The organism is Nocardia carnea (assembly GCF_029868855.1).
In the GTDB taxonomy this organism is placed as follows: Bacteria; Actinomycetota; Actinomycetes; order Mycobacteriales; family Mycobacteriaceae; genus Nocardia; species Nocardia carnea_A.
In genome coordinates this window covers 1-11,944 of the sequence record NZ_JARWOV010000189.1, presented here as the reverse complement: position 1 = coordinate 11,944, position 11,944 = coordinate 1, and the positions used below count along the sequence as shown (strand labels likewise).

Annotated in this window: 12 protein-coding genes; 5 read left to right on the top strand and 7 right to left on the bottom strand. The window is 66.7% G+C overall.

All coding sequences use genetic code 11. The features are described from left to right. Window positions 1-238 precede the first annotated feature (238 nt). Window positions 239-1,594, bottom strand: coding sequence for an LLM class flavin-dependent oxidoreductase (locus tag QH195_RS17200; RefSeq protein ID WP_280436139.1), 1,356 nt, complete (start codon window positions 1,592-1,594; stop codon window positions 239-241). Next, window positions 1,594-2,838: an MFS transporter gene (locus tag QH195_RS17195; RefSeq protein ID WP_280436174.1), complete on the bottom strand. Its 1,245-nt coding sequence runs from the start codon at window positions 2,836-2,838 to the stop codon at window positions 1,594-1,596. Before QH195_RS17195 ends, QH195_RS17200 begins: the two co-directional genes overlap by 1 nt. Before the next feature lie 335 nt (window positions 2,839-3,173). On the opposite strand from QH195_RS17195, the gene QH195_RS17190 reads away from it, so the two are divergent. Beyond that, on the top strand, window positions 3,174-4,352 hold the full coding sequence (locus tag QH195_RS17190) for a damage-control phosphatase ARMT1 family protein (RefSeq protein WP_280436138.1): 1,179 nt from the start codon (window positions 3,174-3,176) through the stop codon (window positions 4,350-4,352). A gap of 27 nt (window positions 4,353-4,379) precedes the next feature. On the opposite strand, the gene QH195_RS17185 is transcribed toward QH195_RS17190, so the two are convergent. After that, a complete protein-coding gene (locus QH195_RS17185; RefSeq protein ID WP_280436137.1) occupies window positions 4,380-4,934 on the bottom strand; it encodes a CGNR zinc finger domain-containing protein in 555 nt (184 codons plus the stop codon). A 101-nt stretch (window positions 4,935-5,035) separates the two neighbouring features. Here QH195_RS17185 and QH195_RS17180 point away from each other — a divergent pair, with 101 nt between their 5' ends. The 4 genes from QH195_RS17180 (at window position 5,036) to QH195_RS17165 (ending at window position 8,554) form a co-directional block, all read left to right on the top strand. Further along, window positions 5,036-6,208 (top strand): epoxide hydrolase family protein, encoded by a 1,173-nt coding sequence (locus QH195_RS17180; RefSeq protein ID WP_280436136.1) that lies wholly within the window; start codon window positions 5,036-5,038, stop codon window positions 6,206-6,208. Window positions 6,209-6,271: 63 nt separating this feature from the next. Further along, complete coding sequence (locus QH195_RS17175) at window positions 6,272-6,604, top strand: ArsR/SmtB family transcription factor (RefSeq protein ID WP_280436135.1); 333 nt, start codon at window positions 6,272-6,274, stop codon at window positions 6,602-6,604. Window positions 6,605-6,710: 106 nt separating this feature from the next. Beyond that, entirely contained in the window at window positions 6,711-6,911 is a 201-nt protein-coding gene (locus QH195_RS17170) for a hypothetical protein (RefSeq protein ID WP_280436134.1), read from the top strand. Continuing rightward, window positions 6,908-8,554 (top strand): SulP family inorganic anion transporter, encoded by a 1,647-nt coding sequence (locus QH195_RS17165; protein WP_280436133.1) that lies wholly within the window; start codon window positions 6,908-6,910, stop codon window positions 8,552-8,554. Before QH195_RS17170 ends, QH195_RS17165 begins: the two co-directional genes overlap by 4 nt. Before the next feature lie 141 nt (window positions 8,555-8,695). On the opposite strand, the gene QH195_RS17160 is transcribed toward QH195_RS17165, so the two are convergent. From QH195_RS17160 to QH195_RS17145, 4 genes are all read right to left on the bottom strand, one after another. Beyond that, on the bottom strand, window positions 8,696-10,030 hold the full coding sequence (locus tag QH195_RS17160; RefSeq protein ID WP_280436132.1) for a vWA domain-containing protein: 1,335 nt from the start codon (window positions 10,028-10,030) through the stop codon (window positions 8,696-8,698). A gap of 95 nt (window positions 10,031-10,125) precedes the next feature. Then, a complete protein-coding gene (locus QH195_RS17155; protein WP_280436131.1) occupies window positions 10,126-10,662 on the bottom strand; it encodes an excalibur calcium-binding domain-containing protein in 537 nt (178 codons plus the stop codon). Between the two features lie 180 nt (window positions 10,663-10,842). Continuing rightward, window positions 10,843-11,358, bottom strand: a complete 516-nt coding sequence (locus tag QH195_RS17150; RefSeq protein ID WP_280436130.1) for a hypothetical protein — start codon at window positions 11,356-11,358, stop codon at window positions 10,843-10,845. Continuing rightward, entirely contained in the window at window positions 11,355-11,834 is a 480-nt protein-coding gene (locus QH195_RS17145; protein ID WP_280436129.1) for a GreA/GreB family elongation factor, read from the bottom strand. Before QH195_RS17145 ends, QH195_RS17150 begins: the two co-directional genes overlap by 4 nt. Window positions 11,835-11,944: the final 110 nt, after the last annotated feature.

Below are 11,944 nucleotides of genomic sequence, written 5' to 3'. Positions count from 1 at the left end.
CCGGATTCATCTCGGTGGGATGAACACGGGGACACCTGGACAGCGTGAGAGTAATGATCCGATATTTCACAACGCTTGCGGGCGTGTTTCGGCATCGAGTATCAGGATGCCGGCTGAACCCGGAATGCGGACGAGGCCGCGTCGGCGCTACTTCGCCTGCCGGTTGGCAACCGGCCACCGAGATTCCCCGAACAACTACCGTGTCCGGTGCGCTCGCTGCTCGTTCGCGACCGCATGTCTACCTGCGATGAGCAGACCCCGGGTGGTCGGCGGCCAGCAGCGGCCCGCTACCTCCCAACTTCTCCCGCAGGGTGGTGGGTTCGGTGTGTTCCGGAACCCGCCCGCGTCGCCGCAGTTCCGGCACCACGAGGCGGGCGAAATCGGCGAAGGTTCCCGGTGTGGTCACGTAGGCGATATTGAATCCGTCGATATCGGCCTCGTCGACCCAGCGTTCCAGCTCATCGGCGACGTCACCCGGTGACCCGGCGACTACCGGCCCGCGGCCGCCGATTCCGAGTGAGGCGGCGAGATCCCGTGGTGTCCAGATCCGGGTCGGATCGGAGGTGAAGGATGTCAGCGCCGACCGGTTCGCCTCCGTTTCCACATGACGTAACGGTTCGTCCGGGTCGGCCTGGGACAGATCCACGCCCGTCCACCCGCCGAACAGGGCGAGCGCCCCTTCGACACTCACGAAATGCTCGTAGGACCGCAGGCCGGCCAATGCCTCGTCCCTCGTTTCGGCGACGATCGGGGTCAGCATGGTGAACACCTTGATCGACCGGGGATCGCGGCCGAGTTCGGCCGCGGCCTCGCGCAGCGCCCGCACCGGGCGACGCACCACCTCGGGGTTCGGGCCGGAGACGAATACCGCTTCGGCGTGTGCGGCGGCGAACCGGACCCCGCGCGGGGAGGCGCCGGCCTGGAACAGTGTCGGGGTGCGTTGCGGCGACGGTTCGCACAGGAACGGCCCGGGCACCGTGAAATAGCGGCCCTTGTGCTCGATATCGTGGACCTTCGCCGGATCGGCGTACACGCCGCGGTCCGGATCCCGCTGCACCGCATCGTGCTCCCACGACGATTCCCAGAGCTTGTAGCAGACCTCGAGATACTCCTCGGCGATCTCGTACCGTTCGTCGTGGGGGATCTGGTCGTCGAGTCCCATGTTCCGAGCGGCACTGGCCAGATACGACGTGACGATATTCCACGCGACCCGTCCCTTGGTGAGATGGTCCAGCGTGGTGAGTCGCCGGGCCAGGGCATACGGCTGCTCGTAGGTCAGCGAGATCGTGACCCCGAAGCCCAGCCGTTCGGTGACCGCGGCCATCGCCGAGACCGCCAGGCTCGGATCGTTGACCGGGAACTGGGCGGCGTCGGCGACCGCGGCATCACGCGAGCCGCCGTACACGTCGTACACACCGAGTACATCGGCCAGGAACAGCGCGTCGAAGCCGCCGTCCTCGAGCAGGCGGGCGAGACCGGTCCAGTATCCGAGATCGTTGTAGCGGTGGCCCTGGTCGGCGGGATGTTTCCACAGTCCCGGTGATTGATGGCCGACACAGGCCATATCGAAGGCATTCAGGTATATCCGTTTCATCAGGCCTCGCCGAGATCGTCGCGGTAGGTTTCGCGGGCCGCCGCGGCCGCCAGCGCAGTAAGGGCGGAGAGCACGACGAAGTAGCCGACGATCAGCCACGGGCGTCCACCCCCGGCGACCAGCAGCGCGGCCGCGATGAGCGGGGCGAAACCACCGGAGAGCACTGCCCCGATGTGATAGCCGAGTGAAGTACCGCTGTAGCGGACCCGGGTATCGAACAGTTCCGCGAACCAGGCGGCCTGCGGGCCGTACATCGCGTCGTGCAGGACGTTGACACCGAAAACGATCGCCAGGACTATGGCGATCTCCGATCCGGTGTCGACCGCCAGGAAGAACAGGGCCAGGGCGACTGGCCCGCCCACAGCGCCGAACAGGTACAGCGGCCGGCGCCCGACCCGGTCCGACAGCCATGACCACAGCGGCGTGCTGAGGAGACCGAGCGCCGAGGCGATCAGCACCCCCACCAGCCCCACCTGGCTGTCCTTACCGAATTCGTCCTGGATATAGGTCAGGGAGTAGGTGGTCAGCAGGACGAACAGCCCGATCTGGGAGAGCCGTAGACCCGTGGTGAGCAGTACGTTCCGCGGTTGCGTGCGGAGAACTTCGACAACGGGGAGCCGCGCCACCTCGTCCCGTTCCCGCAGCCGATCGAAGATCTGGGCATCGGTCAGCCGCAGCCGGATCAGCAATCCGATGATCACCAGCACAACGCTCAGCAGGAACGGGATCCGCCACGCTCCGTCCAGGAAGGCTTGTTCACCGGACACGGCGCGCACCACATAGAAGACGCCGGTCGCCAACAGCATGCCGGCCGGGGAACCGAGCTGGGTGAAACTGCCGTACCACCCGCGCTTTCCGGGTGGCGCGTGCTCGACCGACAGCAGCGCCGCACCACCCCATTCCGCGCCGACCGCCAGGCCCTGCAGCACCCGCAGTGCGGCCAGCAACGCGGGTGCCAGCAGCCCGACCTGCGCGTAGGTGGGCAGCAGGCCGATCGCGGTGGTGGTGGCGCCCATCAGCAGTAACGCGCCAACCAGTACGGTCTTGCGGCCGATACGGTCACCGAGATGGCCCGAGATGATCGCGCCCACCGGGCGGGCGCCGAACCCGGCCGCGTAGGTGGCGAACGTGGCCAGGGTGCCCGCGGTGGACGAAACGTTGGGGAAGAACAGCGGTTTGAACACCAGCGCTGCGGCGGTCGCGTAGAGGTAGAAGTCGTACCACTCGATGGTCGTGCCGATCATGCTCCCGAACGCCACGGTCCGCGGCGACGGGCGAGGAGCGGGCGGGGCTCCGGGACTACTGATCGCGATACTCACCGCCGCGAACCTAGCGGCCCGACACGGCGGTGCCGAGGCTTCTTCTCGCCCTGATCAGAATTCGACCGGGCTGTACAGGCGATCGCGAGTGGGCAGGCATGAGGACCCAGCTCCAGGAGATCCGGAGATACCCGGAAATCGGACGATCACCCGACTGTGCCCAGGTCGGCCATGCCGGCGAGTCGATACCCGTGACTATGCTTATCGGCGCTGCCGGAGGCGACTGTAATCGCTGCCCGCCGATCTGCGAACGGAGTTCCATGGAGTCGAGCACAAGCGAGCCGCGGACCATCGTGTCCACCGAACCGGATTCGTTCGCATGGCGTGTGCTCACCCGGCGGCATCCCGCCATCATCGAACAGGTCGGCGAAGCACACCCCTATCCGCCCGAAATTCGGGACCGCCTCGACGCGCTGCGCGAACACATCACGGGAACCGTGCAACCGCCGCCCGACGGCAGTGCCGGTAAATCGCGATGGGACCGGTGGGGAAGCGAAATGTACGGGCAGCGGTGGCTCGACGTCCCGTTCCTCTGGGCCGAGAGCTACTTCTACCATTTGCTGCTCGACGCGGTCGGCTACTTCGGTCCCGGTCCGTGGCGGGGTATCGACCCGTTCACTCGCAAAGGAGCCGAGCTCGCAGACCCCGCGCTAGATGCCGAACTATCGGCGGCAGACAAGCATCCCGTCTATTCACCGCGGGAGCGCACGACCGCGCTTCTGCACGCCGCGCTCTGGGGCAACCGGGCGGATCTGGGGTTTCGTCTGTCGGGTTCGCCGGCGGCGGGCGGGGACGCGCCCGGCAGAATCCTCGACGATCAGACCGCGGAAGTCGCCCACCACCTCGAAACCCTTTCCGCCGGTACCATCTGCCTGATAGCCGACAATGCCGGCCGAGAACTGATCCCCGATCTCTTCCTCATCGATCACCTGCTGCGACTGCATCCGGACATCGCTGTCGACCTGCACCTCAAGCCGCGGCCCTACTACGTCTCGGATGCCACCACTGCCGATTTGCTGGCGACCCTCCAGCGTCTCGCGGGTGTTTCCGGGGCGGCGCGCGCGACCGCCGCGCGGCTCGGTTCGGCACTCGGAACCGGCCGCGTCAGGGTGCGAACCCACGAGTTCTACTGTGCACCCCTGTCCTTTCATCACCTGCCCGCGGATCTGCGTGACGGTCTCGCGCGCGCCGACACAGTGATTCTCAAGGGCGACCTCAACTACCGGCGACTCGTCGGGGACTGCCAGTGGCCGGCCACAACGTCGTTCTCCGCGGTCACGGAATACTTCCCGTCCCGCGTAATCGCCTTGCGCACACTCAAATGCGACGTTGCCGTGGGTATCGATGCCGGGATCGTCGCGGCTCTGGAGGACACCGAACCGGATTGGCGGGTCAGCGGATCCCACGGCGTAGTGCAGATGGGCGCTTCCACCGATTAGTGCGCCGTGAGCGAGGATCGACAGCGATCACGCTTGTCTGGCATGGAAGCGCGCCTTCTTCTGGCGATTCCCGCACGTGTTCATGTCACACCATTTGCGGGTTCGACTCTGGCTCGTATCGAAGAAGGCTGCTCGGCACGTCGGTGAGGCGCACAAGGCCAACCTTCCGTCGCGTTCGCCTGCGATGATGCCGATCGCGTCGGCGGCGATCACGCTCAGGGCATCTTCTACGCCGGAAGCCGAGCCGAGTCGCCAGCGGCGCGTGCCCTGGGGCGTCAGGACGGCCGCGGCCCGGCCCTGAATGCTGCGGTCGTTGATGATCCGGACAGCAGTCGCAGGGAGATCGTCGCCGAGCGCGGCCGCCGTCGCGGCGGTGTGGATTGATTCCCGGAGTTCCCGCGCGAGTTCGAGCTGGGCGGTGGTGCAGGACTGCACGGCGAGGCCGTTCACGGCCAGCCAGTCGACGAGTCGCTGCGGCGTGGGAATGCGCTCCACGGCATCGCCGCGACGTTCCGTCAGGGTCGCCGTGAAGCTGGTCGCCAGCACGCTGCCGAGGCGGAAATCAGGGAACCGATCGGGCATGGAACCACCTTAGCCGGTTGCCCGTGGACAGAAAGACATGTTAGAACCGTCTCAGCCGGTTCGCACGCTGGTGGCCGGTTCGGTGACAACCAGGAGGCCCCATGTCCCGTTCAACCGGTGAGGTGCAAGCATTCGAAGCCCACGCAACCGACGCCGACCTCGACGATCTGCGCGCACGACTGGCCGCGGCGCGCCTGCCGGAGCCCGAGACGGTCTACCGCACCGCGCCCGGCCCGCGCCGATGGGACCAGGGCGTTCCACTCGCCGACCTCGTCGATGTCGCGAACTATTGGCGCACCGAGTACGACTGGCGGCCTTTCGAAGCGTGCCTCGACCGGATCGGTCAGTACCACACGACCATCGACGATCTGGGAATCCACTTCCTGCACCGCCGGTCCGCGCGCGAAGACGCCACTCCGCTGCTCATCACGCACGGTTGGCCCGACAGCATTGTCCGATTCGTCGACGTAGTGGACGAGCTGGCAAATCCGGAAGACCCGGGCACGCCGGCCTTTCATGTGGTGGTCCCGTCGCTACCGGGCTTCGGCTACAGCGATAAACCGGCCACCACCGGCTGGGGAACCGAAAAGATCGCGGCCGCCTGGGTGGAACTGATGGGAAGGCTCGGCTACCGAGAGTTCGTTGCCCACGGCGGCGACTGGGGAGGCAATATCACTTCGGTTCTCGCCGGGAGGTTTCCGGACCGGGTACTCGGTATCCACACGACGTTCGCGGAGGCGCCCCCCGGGCTGTCGACGGACGGGTTGACGGCTGTCGAGCGCGAATGGATCGCGGAAACCCGCGATTTCTGGCGCCACCGCGCGGCCTACGCGAAACAGCAGGCCACCCGGCCGCAGACCCTCGGCTACTCGCTCGTCGACTCACCGGTCGGACTGCTCGCCTGGATCCTCGACAAGTTCGCCGAGTGGTCCGATACCGAAGACAGCCCGTTCGAGACGATTTCCCGAGACCGCTTCCTCGACAACGTCACCCTGTATTGGCTGACGCGGACCGGGGCATCGGCGGCCCGTATCTACTACGAAAGCCACAATTCGTTCGATCCCGAACTCCGGGTCGACGTCCCGTCGGCGCTCACCATGTATCCCCGCGACGTCGAGAAATGCCCCCGTCCCTGGGCGCAGGAGCGGTACCGGCAGATCGTTCGATGGAGGACGCCCGAATCAGGCGGACATTTCCCGTCGCTGGAGGTTCCCGAGTATTTCGTCGAGGACCTGCGAGAAGGCCTCGCGGCAGTACTTGCCGCCGATCGGTGAAGCTTTCCTGTCTGCTAATGTATGCAAGTAGTGTGGTGGGCGCATCGGCGGAAGGTGGACACAATGCCAGGCTCGAGCAGACCCCTATATCAAATGAAGGCGGAATTCTTCAAGACACTGGGACATCCGGTGCGGATCCGTGTGCTGGAACTGCTGAGCCGTCGCGAGCATGCGGTATCGGAGATGCTCGACGATATCGATATCGAGCCGGCGAATCTGTCCCAGCAATTGGCGGTGCTGCGGCGGGCCGGGTTGATAACCAGTCGTCGTGAGGGGTTGTCGGTGATCTACGAGCTCACCTCACCGCAGGTGGCGCAGCTGTTGACCGCGGCGCGTGCCATCTTGACCGGGGTCGTGGCGGGGCAGGCGGAGGCCTTGGAAGAACAGCCCGCCTGACGGGCGGATCGGCGCGGCTCTCCCCGTGACCTCGGTCGGGATGCCACTGCCGCTTGTTTGCATAGTTTCCTACATAGTCATCTAGTTGTTGATGGAGGAGATGTCAGTGGAGCCCGTTCACATGTCCGGCGTCGAGTCGACAGCCGCGCTCACCGATCCTGCGCAGATCCTGGCCCGGGTGGCCGAGGTCGCCGATCTGACCGCGCTCGAGGATGTGGTGCGCACGGTGACGACCGAGCGTTTTATCGGCGCGATGGCGGGGCGCCCCCCGGCCCGACCCGCCTACACCATCGGCGCGGCGTCGTGACCCTGCGCGCGCTCCTGCCCACCCGGGCGGACTGGACGCCGGCGCTGCGCCGCCCAGGCCCGGACTTGCTCGCCGGTATCATCGTCGCGCTGGTGGCGTTGCCGTTGGCACTCGGTTTCGGCATCAGCTCGGGTCTCGGCGCCGCCGCGGGCCTGGCTACCGCGATCATTGCCGGTGTGGTGGCCGCGGTGTTCGGTGGCTCCCGGTTCCAAGTGTCGGGTCCTACCGGCGCGATGACCGTGGTGTTGCTGCCGATCGTGGCCGAACACGGTGGACCGGGCGTCCTCGCCGTCGGATTGATGGCCGGTGTGGTGCTGGTAGTGCTCGCCGCGGCCGGTGTCGGGCGTGCGGTCCGCTATATGCCGGCGCCGGTGATCGAGGGATTCACCGCGGGTATCGCCGTGGTGATCGCGTTGCAGCAGTTCCCGTCCGCGCTCGGTGTGGCTGACGCCGAGGGCGAGAAGATGTGGCAGCTGGCCGCCGACGCTGTCGGCGGATACCTCGACCACCCCGACCCTGCCCCGCCGATCACCGCACTGCTGGTCGCCGCCGCGGTCCTGATCGGCGGCCGGTACCTGCCCAAACTGCCTTTCGCGCTCGTGGCGGTCGCGGTAGCCACCGCTGTGGCCGGACTTGCGGGGCTCGACCTCACCCGCATCGGGGCCCTGCCTGTGGGGCTGCCCGCCCCTTCGCTCGGTTTCCTCGATCCCGGTCGGCTCGGGTCGCTGATCGCGCCCGCGCTGGCTGTGGCCGCGCTCGCTGCTCTGGAATCACTGCTGTCGGCCACTGCTGCGGATTCGATGTCGGTGGGCACCCGCCACAATCCCGATCGTGAGCTGTTCGGCCAGGGCCTGGCCAATATTGCCGCACCACTGTTCGGTGGTGTCCCCGCCACCGGCGCAATCGCCCGCACCGCCGTAAGCGTCCGCTCCGGCGCCCGCACCCGCCTTGCGGCCCTCACCCACGCGGTCGTGCTGGCCGCCCTCCTCTACCTGGCCGCACCGCTGGTCGGCCAGATCCCCCTGGCCGCCCTCGCCGGTGTCCTGCTGGCCACTACGGTGCGGATGGTCGAAACCGCCTCCCTGGCCGCGATCGCACGAGCGTCCCGCAGCGACACCGCGATCATGGTTGTCACCTTCGCTGCCACCGTCGCCTTCGACCTCGTCACCGCCGTCGCCGTCGGTGTCGGCATCGCGGTTGTGCTCGCTCTGCGCTCGGTCGCCCGGGAAGCGCGCCTGGACCAGGTTCCACTCGATGAGGGCGACCATTTCGTCGAAGAACACGACCTGCTGCGCGATCATATCGTGGCCTACCGCATCGAGGGTCCGCTGTTTTTCGCTGCTGCGCACCGATTCCTGCTCGAACTGGCCGACGTCTCCGGCGTGAAAGTCGTGATCCTGCGGATGTCGCGTATCACCGCCCTCGACACCACTGGCGCGATCGTGCTCGAGGACGCTATCCGCAAGCTCGAACACCACAACATCACCGTGCTCATGTCCGGGCTCCGCGCCGATCACCTCGGCCGCCTCGCGGCGATCGGTGCCCTTCCCGCCGCGGGCGAGGAGGCTGTCTTCGCCGACACTGCCGACGCGATCTCCCATGCGCGCGGCGCTCTTCCCGAACCGGTCGGAGGAATCCGATGAGCGATGCGCGCTACGCACCGCATGCGGCCCGAGGCATTGGTGGCCGCGATATCCATGAGCTGTCCGGGCTCGACGGTCTCGGTCCTGCAGGAGTGGTGCCGACCACCGCACGCCGGTGCCCCGCCGGTTGGACGCGAGCTTCTATTCCAGGGTGGTCGTGGCGTCGGCGGGTGCAGGGTGCGAGGGCACAATGCCGACGGATCGTGCGGCACGGAGCCAGTCGGGGAACTCGCCGAGTAGCCGGTCGTAGAGGTCGGCATCGGTCAGCGTGTCTATATCGTCGACCGAGAAGAAGCCCGCATTGTCGATGTGCCGCCCGGTCATTGTGTCCAGGCTCTGGAGAAGCCCGTAGTCGGCATGGCCCAGCCCGATGAATTGCCAGAACGCCGGAAGCTCGGATGCTCGACGCAGGAGTGCGGTGATCTTCGCGCGTTCGCGGAATCCTCCGTCGGTGAAAAACAACACCAGAGTTGGTTCGCTGTGGCGGCTCAGGGAGGCGATGATCTCGCGCATGACCGGGAGTTCGTTGTTGGACCCGCCGATTTCCGCATAGTCGATACCGCCATGGCGTCCACCAATGTGCAGGTATTCGGTGGACCATTCGTCGGCTCGGGCAACGGTGATATCGGGAAGTCTGGCGTAATCGGCCGCGTAGAGGTACGGCTCGATACGGCCGTCATCGTCGAGCTGAATCGCGACCGGGATCATGCGTTCGACGACCCGCTGAACAGTTCCCGTGCGGTACAGGCGACGCATGCTGCCGGTTTTGTCGATGACCAGTACCACTCGGGCACGGGCGCTGCGGACGCCCTTCTCGAGCAGTACGTTGGCTACCTCGCGTTTCCGGAGATCGAGCTTCGCGCGTTTTTCCAGCGACAGTTTCTCTTCGCCACGGGCAGTGCGAATATCGGCATCGACGTGGGGCGGTGGGGTGTTTTCGGATCTGTCGTGAGGGGATGGTGTGGCCGGTTCGCCGACCACTGTGATGCCGTGAGCTGTCACCAGTTCCGCGAGGCCGCCCGCGTAACCTTGACCGACCGCCCTGATCTTCCAGGAGCCCGAACGGCGGTAGATTTCGACTGCCACGACAGTGGTCTCGGCGCCGAGGCCGACCAACCGGTAGGTGTAGGCAGTGTTTCCGGCAGTATCGGTCACAGTGGCGGTGGGGGCGGGGAGCCGGCCGAATATCGTGTCAGGAGCTGCGAGCGCGACCACCACGCGGATCTGCGCGATATCCGCCGGGATCGTGGCGAGGGAGACCTCGAGGATGCCGGGCTGCCCGTCGTCACCCGGCAGCAGGCGTACTCCTGGTCCCGAAGGCGCGTTGAAAAATATGAAATCGGTGTCCGAACGGACCATCCCCTTATCCGTTACCAGCAAGGCGACGAGATCGGCCGGCGCAGCGATGTCGACCGAGATCGACATATTCTCCGTTCCCAGAGAATCGTTCTGACCTTTGGTGAGTTGCGTCGTCACTGCTCCACCCTTCATCCGGAAAGTGAGATGCCCGAGAATGCTTCCCGAAACCGGCCCTGACCCCAACATGATCGGGGCCGTTTCTGGGGCGAACGTCAGTTTTCGCAGCCGACACCGTCGCCGTCACGGTCGAGGTGCTGTCCATAGCCTGGCTGGCCGGAATAGATCGGGGCGGCGCCGGCCGCGCGGACGGCGGCGCAGTTCTTGTAGGACACGGGCGGTGCGGGCGGCGGGGCAGGAGCGTCGAGCGTCGGTACCGGCATCGGTTCGGGTTCGGGTTCGGGTTCCGGCGGGGGCGGGGGAGTCGGCGAAGGTTCGACCGCTGCGGGCGCTTGCGTGGTCGGCTCTTGGACCGTCGGCAGTGCGCTGCTGGTCGCCGGGCCGGGAATGAGCGTGGTGGAAGGTGTGGGTGTCGTTGTCGCCGGGCGTGTGGTCGACGGTGATGTCGTCGTCATCCGCGTCGTCGTGAGGGGAGTGGCGGGTGCCTCCGGTTCGCCATCGTTCCCGAACACGGCGCCGCAGCCGCCACATAAGCAAATCGCGCCGATGATCGCTCCGACGGCGATAAGAGTGTTGCGGTTGGTACGTCTTCGGCGTTCGACGTTCGCGGCCTGCGGATCCTGGTATGCCATGCATGTTTCCTGTCCGTATGCGGCGAAAACAAAGCCCGCCGATCCTTTGAATGATCGGCGGGGGCAGTGATTGTGTTTCAGGCTACGTTTGAATTTGCTCCACATAGGGTAAAGGCGTGCCCTGCTGCTGGGTCTGACCGAAGTAGACCCCGGGCTCGTCGCTGTCGGCGTAGAGCCTCGCTACCAGGATTCGCTGTATCGCAGTGGTGAATGTGCGCCCGGCCGCACGTCCGGCACCAAAACGGTGGTGTGCCAGCGATCTTCTTCCCACAGTCGTTCGGGGAGGTCCGTGTGCAGCCGACGCTCGAGGGGTTCGGCCAGGGCGATCACCAGGCTCGTACGTTCGACCAGGCGCCGGCGCCCCCAGGTCATCGGGCCCGAAACTTCCAGTACGCCGGGACCGGGGCCGAGGGTCGCCGGGATGTCCACCGCCAGTGGCTCCCTGGTCCAGGTGGTGGGGTAGTCGTAGTAGCGGGCGACGTAGGTGCGGGGTGTGGTCTCGGTGCCGAAGGAGAGTGCGGACAGCGCCCAGTCGATACTGGGCAGGCCGAAGAGATCCCAGAATTGCGCCGAGAGCCAGGAGTGGATGGGAAGAGCGATCGTCCGGTCGTCCCGGACGATCGCTGGGGAATTGATGTGTAGCAGGGTGATTTCGGTGGTGCGGGCGCGCATGCTCGGAGCCGTCAGGTCGATCATCGGGCGGGGCGGGATGCGGCTGTGACGGTGCGCCCGTACGGGACGGCTTCGAGCAGGGTGACCGCTATTTCGGTGCCGTTGGGCACCTTGTAGCTGCGTTGCTCGCCGCGGCGGGCGCCGGTGAGCGCGGCGCCGAGGGGAGAGTCGGGGGAGTAGACCTCGAGGTCGCTGTGTTCGGCGTCGCGGCTGCCGAGCAGGAACGTTTCGGTGTCGTCGGTGCCGTCGTAGCGGATGGTGAGCACCATGCCGGGTTCGGCGATACCGTCGTCCGGCGGGTCCTCGCCGAACACGGCGTTGCTCAGCAGGTTCCGGATATGCGCGATACGGGTCGTGCGCTGGTGCCGGGCGGCCAGCAGATCCTGCTGGTCGGCGGTTTCGGCGTCTGCCGTGTCCTGGGCGGCGAGCAGTTCGGCGAGCTCTGCCTCGAGTTGTTCGCGGGCGTGCATCGTCAGCCAGATGGGCGAGCTGCTGGTCATATCCGTCCTACGGTGTCGTGAGGGGAAGTGGGTTCGGGGGGGGGGGGGGGGGGGGGGGGGGGGGGGGGGGGGGGGCCGCCCGCCCCGCCGCGCCCGCGGCGGGGGGGGGG